We start from the raw sequence: 15,462 nt of genomic DNA on the forward strand, positions 1-15,462 counted from the left end.
GCCACGCAGACGCCATGTCATGTCGCGGATCCGCCAGTTGCCGACCCTGCCGAATACCCGGTATCGGCGTCCCGGCTCCGGAGGTCGGCGAAGTAGGCGGCCGGGGTGTAACCCGTCAGGCGGCGGAACGCGGCCACGAAGGCGCTGGGGGTGGCGTAGCCGACGCGTTCGGCCACGCGGGAGACGGGCGCACCCTCGGCGAGGTGGGCCAGGGCGGCCTGCAGCCGAGCGTGCACCCGCCACTGGTTGAACGTCATCCCCGTCTCCGCGAGGAACAGCCGCAACAGCGTGCGCGCACTCGAACCGACGACATGCGCGAACTCCCCCAGGCCGCGCGGGTCCGCGGGATCGTCCAGCAGCAGCGCGGCCAGTTCCCGGGCCCGGGGGTCGATGGGCAGCGGCAGTTCGAACACGGCACCGGGCGCCGGACGCAGCACGTCCAGCAGGACGGCCTCGGCGTGCACACGGGCGTCCGGGGCGAGTTCGCCGGCCAGGTACTCGATCAGGCGCCGGGCGAGCGGCGAGACCGCGAGCACCGTTGGGGCGCTCCAGGCGAGCGGGCAGCGCTCGGGGTCCAGGTAGATGCCCTGGAGCACCGACTCGCGCAGGGCGCCGGTGGAGTGCCGGAGCCCGGAGGGTATCCACAGGGCCAGGTGCGGCGGCAGCACCCAGCACCGGTTCTGGATGTCCACCATGACAACCCCCGATCTGGCCCAGGCGAGTTGATGGTCGTCGTGCCAGTGGTGCTGGAAGGTCTGCCCCCGCTCCATCTCGAACCGTTCCAGATCGATGGAGGTGTCCTGTGCGTCCTGTGCCATGTCCGGCACCCTGTCTCCCGTGGCTGTTGCGCGACATCTCTTGGCGTACTGCCGCGTTTACGACAAAAGTAAGGTGACCCTAACGTAGCCGGGTGACCCCACCCGACTCGCCGCATGCCCTGCTGTGGCACTCCCTGTCCGCCCGACGACGGGACCTGGCGCTGGCGTCGGCTCTGTACACGACGCACCAGCTGGGCGAGGCGCTGGTGCCGGTGATCGTCGGGACGACGGTCGGTACGGCCGTCCAGCACGGCACGCCCGGGTCGATGGCCTGCCAACTCGCCCTGCTGGCAGCGGACTTCCTGGCGCTCTCGATGTCCTACCGCTTCGGCGCCCGCGCCTCGGCCCGGGCCAAGCAGCACACCGAGCACCGGCTCCGGATGGCACTCACGGCACGGGTGCTGCGTCCGGACGGCGGTGTCACGCTGCCGCCGGGCGACCTGCTCAGCCGCGCGTCGGCCGACACCAACCGGGTCGGCACGTTCACCGGTACGGTCGCCTCGACCGTGGCCGCGACGGTGGTGCTGCTCGGCTCGGTCCTCCTCCTGTTGCGCATCTCCCCCGGGCTCGCCGCGCTCGTGGTCGTCGGCACGGCCTGTCTGCTCACCGCGCAGAACCGCCTCTCCCGGACGCTCCGCCGCGCCGGCACCACCGAACAGGTCCACCAGGCACGGGCCACCGAAATCGCCGAGAACCTCGTCCGAGGCCTACGGGTCCTCAAAGGCATCGGCGCCGAAGGAGCCGTAGCGGCGGACTACGTCCAGGTCAGTCAGGACGCCGTGGGGGCCGCGCGCCGGGCCGCACGGGCCGAGGCGACTCTGTTGGCGGTGGGCGGGCTGGCGACCGGTCTGTATCTGACCGCGACCGTGGCGCTGGGCGGACGGCTCGCGCTGGACGGCCGGTTGAGCCTGGGCGAGTTGATCGCGGCGCTCGGTCTCGCGCAGTTCGTGATCGGTCCGATGCGGGTCGTCTCCACGGCACACGCGGCGTATGCCCGCGCGGTGGCGTCCGCGGGGCGCGTGCACGCGGTGCTCGTCGCACCGGCGGCGGTGTCGGAGGTGACGGTGGGCGGCTCGTCCCCGTCCTTGGCCGACTCGGGGACGGTGTCCGAGTCCAGGTCGGCGTCCGAGTTCCCGCCCGGGTCCGGGTCGTTGGGCATCGAGTTCCGTGATGTCGAGTTGCCGGGTGGGGCACGGGCCCAATGGCACGCGACAGAAGGGGTGTTGACCGGGTTGGTGTGTGACGACCCGGCCGCGGCCGACGCGCTCGCGCGGTTGCTGGCCCGCGAGGCCGACCCGCCCGGTGGCCGGATCCTGGTCGGCGGAACCGATCTTGCCGCACTTCCGCTGGACACCCTGCGCGCCACCGTGCTGGTCTCCCCTCACGAGGCGGCCCTGCTGCCCGGGAGCATCGCCGAGAACCTGGCCGCGCTCACCGACGACGGCCCCGCCCTGACCGAGGCGGCCCGGGCCTCCTTCGCGGACCAGGTCATCGCCGCGACACCGCAAGGCGCACACACCTCGGTCGGCGACCGGGGCGAACTGCTCTCCGGCGGTCAACGCCAGCGCGTCGCACTCGGACGGGCGCTCGCGGCCCGGCCGCCGGTACTGGTCCTGCATGAACCGACCACCGCCGTGGACACGGTGACGGAGGACGCGATCGCCGAGCGCGTTCGCGGGGCGAGGGCGGGTCGCACGACGCTGGTCGTCACCAACAGCCCCGCGTGGTTGGCGCGTTGCGATCACGTCGTCCACATCTCCGCGATGGGCAGGCGGGTTCCGGATGCGGCCGGAGCACCGGGTGCCGGTCCAACGCAGTCCGCTACCCCCGGTGCCGGTTCAACAACCGCGCAGATCGAGGCCGTTACACCGGGGGCTGGTCCAGCGTCCGCGCATCCCAGGACCAGTGCACCGGGCGCCGACCCGACACCCCGGCGCCCCGAATTGACCACACCGAACACCGATCCGACACCCGCGTACTCCAGGACGACTGCACCGAGCGTCGATCCATCTCCCGCGCCCGGCACATCTGTTGCGCCGAGCACAGGTCCAACTCCCCCACAGCCCAAGGCCACTCGATCGAGCACCGACCCAACGGCCGCGCACCCCAGCGCCAGTCCAACTCCCCCGCACCGCAACACCCCCAGGACCACAGCCCGATGACCACCGCACCCGCACCCGCACCCACCCATCAGCCCCTCACCCCCGCACCGCTGCTGCCGGTGGCCACGGCTCGGCAGACGCGGGCCCGCCTTCGGGACGCGCTTCAGGGCAGGTGGCTGATGCTGTGGGCCGTCGTCGCCGCCCTGGGGGTCGACAGCGCGCTCGCCCTCGCCGGGCCGACGGCCATCGGGCGTATCACCCAGGCCATCGCCGACCGAGGTGCCTCCGGCGCGCTGGTCGGCCCGGTGCTGCTCCTGGCGGGGGCCGCCACGGCCGGTGCCATGACCGGCTGGTGCGCGGCCGTACTGTCGGCCCGGCTCGTGCAGCCCGTCGCCGCCCGGCTGCGCGAGGACGCCGTCACGGCGGCGCTCGCCGTGCCCGTGGACGTCGTCGAAGCGGGCGGCACCGGCGACCTGGTCTCCCGGGTCTCCGGTGACGTGGACAGGGTGTCGCAGGTGGCGTCCGGAGCGCTGGGCAACTTCGTCGCGGCGGCGCTGACGATCGCCGCGACCCTCGTCGGACTGGCCGCCCTGGACTGGCGGTTCGCGCTCGCGGCACTGCTCGCGGCGCCGCTCCAGGCGTACGCCCTGCGCTGGTATCTGCGCACCTCGCAGCCGCTTTACGCGGCGGGCCGCACCGCCGACGGACGCCGTGCCTCGGCGCTGCTCGGCGCGTTCGCCGCGCTGCCCACACTGCGCGCGCTGCGCCTCGGCCCGGGCCGGTACGCCCGGGTGGAAGCGACCTCGGCGGAGGCGATGACGTACGAACTCCGGGCCACGCACGCGGCGACGAGGTTCTACGGCCTGCTCAACGGCGCCGAACTCGTGGGCCTGAGCGCGGTGTTGGTCTCGGCGTACGCCCTGGTGCACGCGGGGCCGGCCGATGTGGGCGCCGCGACCACGGCCGCGCTGTTCTTCGTGGGGCTGTTCGACCCCGTCAACATGATGCTCGGCAGCTTCGACAGTGTGCAGCAGGCGGCGGCCGGCCTCGCCAGGATCGTCGGCGTCACACTCCACGGACCCGCACCGCACGAACGCCCGCAGGGCCCAATTGACCGTCAGGACAAGACACTTGTCGTGCACGACGTCCACCACCGCTACGGCACCGGCCCTGACGTGCTGCACGGCGTCCAGCTCGAACTGCCCGCCGGGCAACGGCTGGCGATAGTCGGCGCCACGGGCTCGGGCAAGTCCACGCTGGCGAGCCTCGTCGCAGGCCTGCGCCTCCCGTCCTCGGGACGGATCACCCTCGGCGGCACCGACACCGCCGACCTCGCCGCCCCCACGCCGGACGGACGGCGCCGGATCATGCTGGTGACCCAGGAACACCACCTGTTCCCGGGGACCGTCGCGGACAACCTCCGCCTCGCCCGCCGCGACGCCTCGGCGTCGGACCTCGACGCCGCGCTCGCCGCCGTAGACGCGACGGGGTGGATCGACGCCCTGCCGGACGGCGCGGACACCCCGGTCGGCACCGGAGGCGTCGGTCTCACCCCGCGCCAGATACAGCAACTCGCCCTGGCCCGCGTGCTGTTGCTCGACCCCGAGGTGGTCGTCATGGACGAAGCCACGGCGGAGGGCGGCAGCGACACCGCCCAGGCCCTCGACCGGGCGGCCCTCGCGGCGGCCGAGGGCCGTACGGCGGTCGTGGTCGCCCATCGTCTGTCCCAGGCTGCCACCGCCGATGTCGTGGTGGTGATGGACGACGGCAGGGTCATCGAGCGGGGGCACCCCGACGAGCTGCGGTCGGCGGGCGGGGTCTACGCCCGCCTGTGGGCCGCCTGGTCACGCGGCACCGAGTGACCGGGCACCATCGACCACCCCGCTCGGCTCCGCACGACCCGCGCACGCCCCGCACGACCCCGCGCTGACCGATGCGATCTTGGAGCCGCATATACTCCATGACCACGACATCAGCCGACCCTGACCTCACATCCATACCTGCCCGTGCCGCGCACCCGAGTGCTGGGGACATGGGCAAGGCGGAAACGGTTGTGGGTGGGGGTGGCGGGCGGCTGCGATCAGCCCAAAGTCTCCTCGCCAGGGCAGGGAGACGGGCGGTTCGGCCACGGCGGAGCCCGTATCGCCCGCGCCGCCCCGTAGGCTTCGTGGTGTCTACGGCGTCACATAGCGGGCGCCAAACCACTGGAGGCAACACCGCATGCTGATCGCTCAGCGCCCCTCGTTGACCGAAGAGGTCGTCGACGAGTTCCGCTCCCGGTTCGTGATCGAGCCGCTGGAGCCGGGCTTCGGCTACACCCTTGGCAACTCCCTGCGCCGTACGCTCCTTTCCTCGATCCCGGGTGCGGCGGTCACGTCCATCCGTATCGACGGAGTGCTGCACGAGTTCACCACCGTGCCGGGCGTCAAGGAGGACGTCACCGACCTGATCCTCAACATCAAGCAGCTCGTCGTCAGCAGTGAGCAGGACGAGCCCGTCGTGATGTACCTGCGCAAGCAGGGTCCGGGTCTGGTCACCGCCGCCGACATCGCGCCCCCGGCCGGTGTCGAGGTGCACAACCCCGATCTCGTCCTCGCCACGCTCAACGGCAAGGGCAAGCTGGAGATGGAGCTGACCGTCGAGCGCGGTCGCGGCTACGTCTCCGCCGTGCAGAACAAGCAGGTCGGTCAGGAGATCGGGCGTATCCCGGTCGACTCGATCTACTCGCCCGTGCTGAAGGTCACGTACAAGGTCGAGGCGACCCGTGTCGAGCAGCGCACCGACTTCGACAAGCTGATCGTCGACGTCGAGACGAAGCAGGCCATGCGTCCCCGTGACGCCATGGCGTCGGCCGGCAAGACCCTGGTCGAGCTGTTCGGTCTCGCCCGCGAGCTGAACATCGACGCCGAGGGCATCGACATGGGCCCGTCCCCGACGGACGCCGCCCTCGCCGCCGATCTCGCCCTGCCGATCGAGGAGCTGGAGCTCACGGTCCGCTCCTACAACTGCCTCAAGCGCGAGGGCGTCCACTCGGTGGGTGAACTCCTGGCGCGTTCCGAGGCCGACCTGATGGACATCCGCAACTTCGGTGCGAAGTCCATCGACGAGGTCAAGGAGAAGCTGGCCGGCATGGGCCTCGGCCTCAAGGACAGCCCGCCCGGACTGAACCTGTCCGCCGCTGCCGACACCTACGGTGCCGACGACGACGTGGACGCCGGTTTCGTGGAGACCGAGCAGTACTGATGCCGCGCTGCGCCGGCCTTGGTGACACTCCGCGGCCGGGAACAGGAGACTTCCACACTGTTCCCGGCCCGGAGGGAAACCTCGGCCGGCTCCGCGTCGGCGCACAGACCTTGGGGAGACTGTCGAACCTCGGCGAGACTGTCGAACGTCCCGCTCAGGGCTCGGGAGTCCATTCCACGGGCGGTGGCCTACGGCTGTAGCGGGCTCCCCTGGTGCCGAAGTGGGCGAGGTGGAGCGTCTCACCTCCAGATGGCTGTTCCGGCCGTCCGCCCAGCTCCGGGCCCGCTCGCGCCTCCACGGGTCCTGCAGGGTCCGCGGGGCGGCCGGGTCGCGCCGGTAGCCGTTGAGGCCGCGGACGAGAGCCTCGCTGTGGAAACCCTTGACCCGGAAGTTCTCCAGGTCCTCCGCCCGCACGACCATGTTGACGGCACCAGCCCAACAGGCCGTCCGGTGCCTATTCTTCGCTGGTTCCCATGTCCGCCACGCCACGAATTCTCAGTCACGGAACGCGGCACGGACAAAGCCTTTGTGGGGTTCTCGGAATGCGGGGCAGGCGGGTCGGCCCACTTGATGCCGTTGTCCGTGACATAGCGGACCGCACCAAGCGTCACACGGTGGCCATAGCCCTCCGGCCGCCCGCCCCGCCCCTCCGATAAGGCGGGAATCGCCGACACGGTGAATGACAGGCCTCTCAGGAACGGCCTAACTCACCGTCCACACCTGGGCCGCTGCCGGGTGTGCGTCGTCGCAACTCCATTGCATGAGCTGGCTGCCGGTACTGCCGACCGTGTCGAGGCACAGGTTGGTGCCCACGTGCCGGAATTTCGCGCCGCCCTTCTGGTCGACGATCGCGGCGGTTTCGACCCACTGTTCCGACGCCAGCCCGTCGCAGAGGTATTCGTCGACGGCCTCTCCGGGAACGCTGGTGCCGTTGTTGACCTCGGCGCAGTACCCACTCGCCTGATTCACCAGGTAGTAGGTGTCCGTCGCACCGGTCGACACGAAAGCCCAGTTCTGGGTGCTGGAACCGTTGCAGTTGGCCAGCTGAAGTCTGACGTTGAGTACCCCGCCGGGCGCGTCCACGCATTGGGCGAAGGCCATGTTCTTGATCGTGTGATAGCTGCTCGCGGCCGCCGCGGCCGTGACGCGGGCGGTGATACCCGCCGTAGAGTCCGCGGTCGGCGTGGCGGCACTGGCCCCCGTCGCCAACGTGACCATGCCCGCGCAACTCACCAACGTCGCCGCCAGGACAGTGATCCTGTTTCGGATCTTCATCGCCATGACTCCTCTGACTTGTCGACCGGAAACCCGATATCCGATATCCGATTTCCCCTATCCGATATCGCCTTGTTCGTGGACAGCGTGTTCCGCCGACAGCCCGCCGTCGCCCTCTGTTCCGCTCAGCGGACCGGCCGCCGCTCGCCAGCAGTGCGGGGGCACTATGCCGGGCGATCCTCGGTGTGATTACCCGGGGCGTCTGCGCAGACCCCGGATGCGGGGAATGGCATCGAGCAGCGGGGGATGAACCGCTCGCCAAAGTGCCGGTTTCCGACGGTCGTCCTCAGACGCTTCGGCGAGCAGGTGTGCCCGTCGCACACAACCGCGGCCGACCAGAAGAAAAGCGGGCCGGCTCCCCACGCACGCGCTGTGCGGTCCTGCCAGACCAACGCGCCCTGGAGCTTGCGGTGCACCAGCTGAACCTCCGGCGCGGGCGTTGCGTATCAATTCCGCAAGGGACAGCCCCGGTCCCCGCCACGGGACGGAAGGAACGCACCGTGCCCACACCGCCCGCCTCCGACTCACCGGACGACCGCACCGCGCTGGAACCCATCCGCGTACTGCGCCCGCGCCGTACCGACGCCCTGGCCCAACTGCTCGAAGACATACGCCAGGACAAGGACTACCGCACCCACACAACCGAGGCCGCACCCGTCCCCCACACCCCGACCGGCGGCGACACAGAGGAACTCCCACCCGTCCCCGGCGTCAGGACGGAGGAAATCCCCGCGCCCCACGGCGACGTCCGGCCACCGCGCCCGGTGGACCGCCCGCGCCTGAGGCCCGGACAGCGCCGCGCGGCCGTGGTGATCGCGGTCGCCGCGGCGGCCGTCGCCGGCTTCGGCTGTTCCCTCCTGATCCCCAGCCCCACCGAAGCCACCCCGGCCGCACCCCCGGCAAGCCCCTCGGCCGCCCCGGCGTCGGCCGCCCCGAGCGCGGTCGGGGCCTCGGACGTCCTGACCAACCCCGGCTTCGAGTCGGGCAGGGTCTCGCCGTGGAACTGCCCCGGCAACCCGGGTTCGATCGTCACCTCTCCCGTCCACTCGGGCTCCAAAGCCCTCCAGGGGACGGTGAGTTCGAGCGACACCGCGCAGTGCGACCAGACCGTCGCGGTACGGCCGAACACCACCTACTCACTCAGCGGCTGGGTCCGCGGCGCCTACGTCTACCTGGGCGTTAACGGCGCCACCTCCACCTGGACCAATTCCCCCTCCGCCTACAGCCGACTGACCGTCTCCTTCACCACTGCCGCGTCCCAGACCACCGCGACCATCTACGTCCACGGCTGGTACGCCCAGGGCACGTACTACGCCGACGACATCACCCTGAACGGGCCGGGTGGCGGCACTCGTCCCTAAGGGCCACCCGTGTGCGGGCTGCCCTTCCGCGCGTCCCCCGGACAGGACAGCGGGCGCCACGAATCGTTCCAGGCGGGGGGCTGCGGCCAGGCCTGCTTTGTCCGGACGGTCTACGCTGTTGCCGTTGTGTGCCCGAGCCCAGCACCCGGCACCTGGAGGGCGCAGCGCTGACAGGCCCCCGGATCGTTTTCGCCCGCCCGCAGAAGGGACCACGCGATGGACCCTGATATCCGAACCCGTGCCGCGATCGAGGAACACTGGCAAGCGTCGGAGCAGGGAGACGGCGAAACCGAGCACGCGATCTACGCGCCGGACGCGATCCTCGACTATCCCCAGTCAGGGGAACGGTTCCGGGGTCGCGCGACGATCGCTGCGCAACGCGGCGGCCACCCTGCCGACCGGCACTTCAGCGTCCTCCGGATCACCGGCAGCGGGGAGCTGTGGGTGAGCGAGTGCGTGATCACGTACGACGGGGCGCCCACCTACTCGGTGAGCATCATGGAATTCGCCCACGGGCATGTGGTGCACGAGACGCAGTACTTCACGAACACCTTCGGTGCGCCCGAATGGCGAACAGCACTCGCGGAGCCGATGCCGGGCCGGGAGATCACCAGGGACTGAACCCTGCCCGGTCCTTGGCTAGCTCGGTTCCACCTCCACCCCGCACTCTCCTTGGTGAACAAAGCCCTGGCCCTTGAAGTCGCCCATGGCCTTCTTCGCCCCGTTCGGACAGCGCGAGCGCGCCGTTCCGGGTCAGGCCAGGTCAGGTCGGGTCAGGTCACCGGCCGGTTCCAGGACGGCCGCTCTGCCCTCGTGCATCGCCGCGTCCGCGACCGCGACGCCATCAGCGCGGAACACCTCTACGAATCGGGCCAGTTGCTCCTCGCACGCCGTCGCGATGGCGGTCGGCCCGGGATCGGAAGGAGGGAGAGGGCCGACGGGTTCGTTCAGGAAAACCATCCCCGATCGTGTGGCCGGGTCAGGTGGGAAAAGCGCTGCCGGATGGCGGGAATCGTCCGCCATCCGGCTAGCCGTCGCCCGCCTGATCCGGCCGCACAATCGCAGGACGGTTTTCCCTAGGGCAGGCAGGTGTGCGATGAAGTACGGAGCCGCTTTTGACGTGCGGGTCCCCATGAGGGACGGCACGGAGTTGTCGACGAACGTCTGGCGACCGGAGACGGACGAGCCGATGCCTGTGCTGCTCGCGCGTACGCCCTATGACAAGGAGAAGGCGGGTCTGGAGAGCGGCCTGATGCCGACCCTGTACGGCATGCTGCGCGGGGGTTATGCGGTGGTCGTCCAGGACTGCCGGGGAACCGTCGGTTCGGACGGTGTCTTCGTACCGCACGTGGACGACGCCTCGGACGGCGCCGACACGGTGGCCTGGCTGGCCGAGCAGGAGTGGTGCGACGGCAACGTGGGCATGTTCGGGGCCTCCTACCTGGGCATGGTGCAATTCCTGGCCGCCTCGTCCAAGGTCCCGGCGCTCAAGGCGATCGCTCCCATGATGACGACGGCCGACTTGTACGCGGCGCCTTGGCGTTCCCGGGGTGGGGCGCTGTCTTTGGACACCGTGCTCGGCTGGGCCACTCTCATGGCTTTGGGCAAGGCTCAGCGGGATCTCGCGCAGGGGCGGGCCGACGTCGCGGATGTGGTCGCCCTCGCGGCGCGTGTGGCGGACCGGTCCCGGCGCAACGAGCACACGCCGGTGGCCGACCAGCCGTTGATCTCCGCCCACCTGCCCTGGATGGTCGATGCCGCGATCAGCCGCCCCGACCGCGACCAGTCCTGGCGGGACCTGTCGGCGCTGGAGCAGGTGGCTACGCTCACGACACCCGCGCTGCACATCGGCGGGTGGTACGACCTGTTCATCGGCGAGACGTTGCGTGACTTCACGGAGATGAAGGCGGGGGCCGGTACGGCGGAGGCGAGGGAGGGTCAGCGACTGATCGTAGGGCCTTGGTCCCATATGCCCGTCGGGCACGTCGGCTTCTTCCCGGACCGTGACTTCGGAATGGCGGCCGGCACGGACGTCACGGCGTTGGGTGAGCAGCAGATCGCCTTCTTCGACCGGTGGTTGAAGGGACGGCCGGACGCGCTGGAGGGTCGGCTGCCGGTGCGGTTGTTCGTGATGGGGGTCGACCAGTGGCGGGACGAGCCGGACTGGCCGCTGCCCGACACCGACTACCGGAACTATTACCTGGAGGGCGACGGCCCAGCGAACAGCGCCGCGGGCGCGGGGCGGTTGTCCACGGCCGAGCCGACCGGCGACTTCGTCGACACGTACCTCTACGACCCGCTTCGACCGGTGCCCTCGCTCGGCGGCAGCCTCATGAGCCTCACTGGATACGACGGTCCCGCCGACCAGCGCCCGCTGCACGACCGTGACGACGTGCTGGTCTTCACGACCGAGGTGCTGGAGGAGCCCGTGGAGGTGACGGGGCCGGTGTCGGCACGGCTGTTCGTGAGTTCGTCGGCCGTGGACACGGACTTCACCGCGAAACTGGTCGACGTCCACCCGGACGGGCGGGCCATCGTCCTGTGCGACGGCATCCTGCGCAGCCGCTACCGGGAGGGCTTGAACGCCCCGCAGTTGATGACTCCCGGCGAGGTGTACGAGATCGAGGTCGATCTCATCGCCACCGCCAATGTCTTCCTCGCCGGACACCGGATCATGCTGGAGATCTCCAGCTCCAACTTCCCCCGCTACGACCGGAATTCCAACACCGGCGGGATCATCGCGCAGGAACACCTCTCCGACATGGTGGCCGCGGTCAACCGGATCCACCGCGGCGCCGAGTACCCCAGCCGGATCATCCTGCCCGTCGTCCAGCGCTAGCGTGCTGCCGGGTGGAGCAGCAACCGGCGGGCGGCGAGGGCCAGTTGCACCCGTAGTCGGCCTTGGGGTTCGTGTACCGGAAACCCCAGGGACTGCTCGATCGCGGTGAGCCTGCCTTTGAGCGTCGAGTGGTGAACGTACAGGGCCGCCGCCGCGAGCCTCAGGCTGCCGTGCGAGGTGAACTCGACCAGCGTGCGCAAGACCCACGGACCGGAACGGGCCGCCTTCTCCAGAGCGCGGACGTCGTCCGGCGGTGAGGCGGGGTCTAGGGCGTCGACGAGCAGGGCCAGCGTGCCGAGTTCCTCGAAGAGGACGACGCCGGGTCCTGGGTCGTTGTCGGTGCCCGCGGCGGCGTAGCGCAGTGCGGTCCTGGCCCGGCCCCAGGACCGTGGGAGTTCCAGCAGGGGAACGGCGGGTCCGATGCCCGTACGTCCGAGACCGCCCCAGCGTCGCGCCCGGGCGGCGCCGTCCCCGTCGTCCTTCGCGGCGGCCACGATCTGTCCGGCGCTGTCGGCGGACGCCACCGCCCGCAGGTCGGCCCCTCCGGGCAGGTGCAGCAGCCGGGCCGCGTGCAGGCGGTCGCTCTCGCTCGCGGCGCTGTCCAGAAGCACCTCGACCGCGGCCGGGTCGTCCGAGAACGGGCCCGCACTCCTCCCGGCCGCGTCGCGGGTGCGATGGAGCACCTCACGGGCGGCGAACGCGACCCGATCGAGCACCATTGCCTCGATCAGCGAGTGCCGGCCGACCCGCTCCAGCCAGAGCGCCGGCCGGCCACCCGGCACGAGGGGTGCGCCGATCCAGCGCGGATCGATCGGTCCGCCGTCGCGCTCGACCCGGCCGTCGAGGTCGGCGCGGAGGGCGACGGCGAACCGTTCGTCGATCAGCCGGGCAGGTGAGCCGGTCAGTATTGCCGCCGCGGACAGGATGGGCCCCAACCCCGCGTGCCCTTCGACGAGTTCGTCGAACCGGGCGATGACCCTGATGGCGGCTCCCGCCTCCGGGTCGAGGGCGTCCAGTTTGGCTACTACGTGGTGCATGACCGTCTCGATTCGTTCGGCTCCGTCAGCGCAGGTTGGCTCGGAAGAAGGAGCCGATGGTGTCGAGGCTCAGCGCCGGTCCTGTACTGGTCCCAGTCTTCCCGCAACCCTTCGAGGTGCCCGATCGGGATCTGGTCGTCCGCGTCGCCATGCCCGATGAGGAACGCCGGGAGCCTGCGGGCGGACGAGATGTACGTGAGCGGGCTGGCCTGCTTCAACTGCCCGGCGGCCTTGGCGAAGTCGGTGGGTCCGGACAGGTCCACGACGGCGTCGACGCAGCTGGAGGGTCCGGTCGTACCCATGGCGCCTTCCAGAGAACGGACGCCACAGCTGGTGCCCACCACGGAGACGGGGACTTGACGCTGCCGCTCAGTGTGCAGTCGACGGAGGCGACCACGGGGACCGACTTGCTCTCGCTCTGTGCCGAGGCGTACGACACGTTCGAGTAAGTGGTGTAGCCGGAGCCAGAGTTGGCGTTGGCGTTGGCGTTGGCGATCGTGGGACTCGCGACCACGCCGAGACAGGCCGACGCCGACGCCAGCGTGGTGACCAGGTGACGTCTCATGCGATGTCGGACTCCTTTGTCCTCAGTCACGGAATGTCCTCTGTCGCGGAACTTCTTGCGTCGAGGTCACCACGGCGGAAGTGGAGGACTCTCCTCCGGGAGTATTGACGTTTCTTTACGATGACCACAAGGTCGCGATGAGGATTCACAGCTTCAGACCCGGACGGCCCGTTGTCCCGTCCGAGTGACAGCGGACCGTTCCGCCCCTGCCTCAGGCGCGGTGCGCGGGTCTCACCCCGTGCGCGGATGAGCGTGGCTCGGCCCGGCGCGGCACGTCTTGTGCCGGGCCGGGCCGTTGTTCATGAGTTGCAGCTCAGGTGGGCCGCTCAGGATGTCGAGGCATTAGCCGTTCATCCGACTGCGGACCCTCTCGACGTCAGCGCCGTGGGCACCGTCCCGGACGTCGCGGACAAGGCTGTCGCCAGTCAGGCGAGGCGTCAGGTGGGGCTCAGTCGGCGCACTGTCCAGCGACACATCCAGCGGGTGACGACCCTCGCCAGTGACTCACCCGGCGCTGAACGGGCCGCACATCAGGTTGCCGGGTTCGGCGGGGTCGTCGCTGATCCAGAACTGGGTCCACAGCGTGGCGAACTCGGGGCGGCTGAGGTAGCCGTCGGCGTCCTGGTCGAGCCGGTCGAAGGCACCGCCGGTCTCCACGGGCCGCCCGTGCCAGGTGTCGACGAGACGCTGGTGCTCACCGCGCGAGATGCGCCCGTCGGCGTTCTCGTCGACCGCGTCGAAGATGGTGTCGGCGGTGGCGGTGACGGCCTCGGGGATGGTCGGCAGCATGTCCACCATGGCGAGGATGTCGTCCATGTCGATCCGGCCGTCCCGGTCCGTGTCGACGGTCTCCGACAGCTGCTGCCACCAGCCCTTCAGTACGCCGTCCACGCGCGCCGCCAGTTCCGATCCCTCTCTCACTCGCGGCAGCCGGCCCCAGCGCTCCGCCAGGGCCACGAAGTCCGCCTCCTCCAGATAGCCGTTGCCGTCCGCGTCGAACGCCTCGAACATGGCCCGGAGCTTGGTCCGCTGGAACTCGCTGGACATCAGGTGTCTCCTCGCTCGCAGTACTTCAGTACTGAGGACATGCTTTCCGCGACCGACCGCCCCGCAACGGCGCTCGCGCTCACCGCGGCGGGCACCCGCGCGCCCACGCGCCCGCCCGGTGCGTCGGGCGCCGGTTTGCCCCCGGCGGATGCAGGACCGTTCCCCGGCAATCGTCCACGCCCGCCGAGGGCCGCCACCGATTCCGTACCCTGGCGGCATGCGCATGCGCCCCACCCTGAGCTGGACCCCTACGACGGACCCACTGCCTGGCACCACCGACCTGGAGCCGGTCGTCGACGCGCTGAACGCCGGCGGAGTGCTGGTGCTCAGCGGGGCGGGCATCTCCACGGAGTCGGGCATCCCCGACTACCGGGGCGAGGGCGGGAGCCTGAGCCGGCACACCCCGATGACCTACCAGGACTTCACCGCAAGCGCGCACGCACGGCGCCGGTACTGGGCGCGCAGCCACCTCGGCTGGCGCACCTTCGGGCGGGCCCGCCCGAACGCGGGGCACCTGGCGGTGGCAGCCTTCGCCCGGGACGCCCACGTCTCCGGCGTGATCACCCAGAACGTCGACGGCCTGCACCAGGCCGCCGGCAGCGAGGGTGTCGTGGAACTCCACGGCAGCCTGGACCGGGTCGTGTGCCTCTCCTGCCGCGCCATCAGCCCACGCCGCGAACTCGCCCGGCGCCTGGAGGCCGAGAACCCGGGTTTCGCCCCGGTCGCCGCCGGGCTCAACCCGGACGGTGACGCGGACCTCACCGACGCGCAGGTCGGGGACTTCCGCGTCGTCCCGTGCGCCGACTGCGGGGGCGTCCTCAAACCGGACGTGGTGTTCTTCGGCGAGGCGGTTCCGCCGCAGCGCGTCGAGCACTGCCGGAAGCTGGTCCGCGAGTCGACCGCGCTGCTGGTCCTCGGTTCGTCGCTGACGGTGATGTCCGGGCTGCGGTTCGTCCGTCAGGCGTCCCAGGAGGGCAAGCCGGTGCTCATCGTCAACCGCGACCCCACCCGGGGCGACCCGCACGCCCTCACCCGGGTCGCGCTGCCGCTGGGAACGGCCCTGACGACCGTCGCCGACCGACTCGGCATTCCGGTCGGCGGGCCGACGGACTGAGGAACAGGTCTGTCTGGATGACGGCCTTGAACGAAGCCGGGTTCACCGGGACCGTAGTCGC

The 15,462-nt window shown here is 70.6% G+C and carries 12 protein-coding genes and 1 pseudogene; 7 read left to right on the forward strand and 6 right to left on the reverse strand.

The genetic code is table 11. The features are described from left to right. Nucleotides 1-17: 17 nt before the first annotated feature. On the reverse strand, nt 18-818 hold the full coding sequence (locus OG407_RS02785) for an AraC family transcriptional regulator (protein WP_405854644.1): 801 nt from the start codon (nt 816-818) through the stop codon (nt 18-20). Between the two features lie 92 nt (nt 819-910). Between OG407_RS02785 and OG407_RS02790 the strand changes: the two genes are divergently transcribed. The 3 genes from OG407_RS02790 (at nt 911) to OG407_RS02800 (ending at nt 6,163) form a co-directional block, all read left to right on the forward strand. Then, complete coding sequence (locus tag OG407_RS02790; protein ID WP_405854646.1) at nt 911-2,980, forward strand: ABC transporter transmembrane domain-containing protein; 2,070 nt, start codon at nt 911-913, stop codon at nt 2,978-2,980. Next, the gene (locus tag OG407_RS02795) at nt 2,977-4,782 is read left to right on the forward strand and encodes an ABC transporter ATP-binding protein (RefSeq protein WP_405854648.1); all 1,806 of its coding nucleotides are present in this window, start codon (nt 2,977-2,979) and stop codon (nt 4,780-4,782) included. Before OG407_RS02790 ends, OG407_RS02795 begins: the two co-directional genes overlap by 4 nt. A 358-nt stretch (nt 4,783-5,140) precedes the next feature. Next, nucleotides 5,141-6,163: a DNA-directed RNA polymerase subunit alpha gene (locus tag OG407_RS02800; protein ID WP_033280953.1), complete on the forward strand. Its 1,023-nt coding sequence runs from the start codon at nt 5,141-5,143 to the stop codon at nt 6,161-6,163. A gap of 702 nt (nt 6,164-6,865) precedes the next feature. Here the strand turns inward: OG407_RS02800 and OG407_RS02805 are convergent. Continuing rightward, complete coding sequence (locus OG407_RS02805; RefSeq protein ID WP_405854650.1) at nt 6,866-7,438, reverse strand: RICIN domain-containing protein; 573 nt, start codon at nt 7,436-7,438, stop codon at nt 6,866-6,868. A gap of 764 nt (nt 7,439-8,202) precedes the next feature. On the opposite strand from OG407_RS02805, the pseudogene OG407_RS02810 reads away from it, so the two are divergent. Then, a pseudogene (locus OG407_RS02810) lies at nt 8,203-8,787 on the forward strand (carbohydrate binding domain-containing protein); the annotation flags it as partial. A 228-nt stretch (nt 8,788-9,015) separates the two neighbouring features. Further along, nucleotides 9,016-9,420: a nuclear transport factor 2 family protein gene (locus OG407_RS02815; protein WP_405854652.1), complete on the forward strand. Its 405-nt coding sequence runs from the start codon at nt 9,016-9,018 to the stop codon at nt 9,418-9,420. Nucleotides 9,421-9,552: 132 nt separating this feature from the next. On the opposite strand, the gene OG407_RS02820 is transcribed toward OG407_RS02815, so the two are convergent. Then, nucleotides 9,553-9,759 carry a hypothetical protein gene (locus OG407_RS02820; protein WP_405854654.1) on the reverse strand — a complete coding sequence of 69 codons (207 nt, stop codon included), beginning with the start codon at nt 9,757-9,759 and terminating at the stop codon, nt 9,553-9,555. Nucleotides 9,760-9,895: 136 nt separating this feature from the next. On the opposite strand from OG407_RS02820, the gene OG407_RS02825 reads away from it, so the two are divergent. Then, nucleotides 9,896-11,638 (forward strand): CocE/NonD family hydrolase, encoded by a 1,743-nt coding sequence (locus OG407_RS02825; RefSeq protein ID WP_405854656.1) that lies wholly within the window; start codon nt 9,896-9,898, stop codon nt 11,636-11,638. Here OG407_RS02825 and OG407_RS02830 read toward each other — a convergent pair. The 3 genes from OG407_RS02830 to OG407_RS02840 all read right to left on the reverse strand — a co-directional run bounded on the left by OG407_RS02830 (nt 11,635) and on the right by OG407_RS02840 (nt 14,287). Beyond that, nucleotides 11,635-12,675 carry a helix-turn-helix domain-containing protein gene (locus tag OG407_RS02830; RefSeq protein WP_405854658.1) on the reverse strand — a complete coding sequence of 347 codons (1,041 nt, stop codon included), beginning with the start codon at nt 12,673-12,675 and terminating at the stop codon, nt 11,635-11,637. The genes OG407_RS02825 and OG407_RS02830 overlap by 4 nt on opposite strands. Next, on the reverse strand, nt 12,663-12,977 hold the full coding sequence (locus OG407_RS02835; RefSeq protein WP_405854660.1) for a hypothetical protein: 315 nt from the start codon (nt 12,975-12,977) through the stop codon (nt 12,663-12,665). The genes OG407_RS02830 and OG407_RS02835 overlap by 13 nt, the downstream gene beginning before the upstream one ends. A 767-nt stretch (nt 12,978-13,744) precedes the next feature. Further along, nucleotides 13,745-14,287, reverse strand: coding sequence for an EF-hand domain-containing protein (locus tag OG407_RS02840; protein WP_405854662.1), 543 nt, complete (start codon nt 14,285-14,287; stop codon nt 13,745-13,747). A 217-nt stretch (nt 14,288-14,504) separates the two neighbouring features. On the opposite strand from OG407_RS02840, the gene OG407_RS02845 reads away from it, so the two are divergent. Further along, complete coding sequence (locus OG407_RS02845; RefSeq protein ID WP_405854663.1) at nt 14,505-15,401, forward strand: NAD-dependent protein deacetylase; 897 nt, start codon at nt 14,505-14,507, stop codon at nt 15,399-15,401. Nucleotides 15,402-15,462 lie beyond the last annotated feature (61 nt).

The organism is Streptomyces sp. NBC_01515 (assembly GCF_045040345.1).
Taxonomy (GTDB): domain Bacteria; phylum Actinomycetota; class Actinomycetes; order Streptomycetales; family Streptomycetaceae; genus Streptomyces.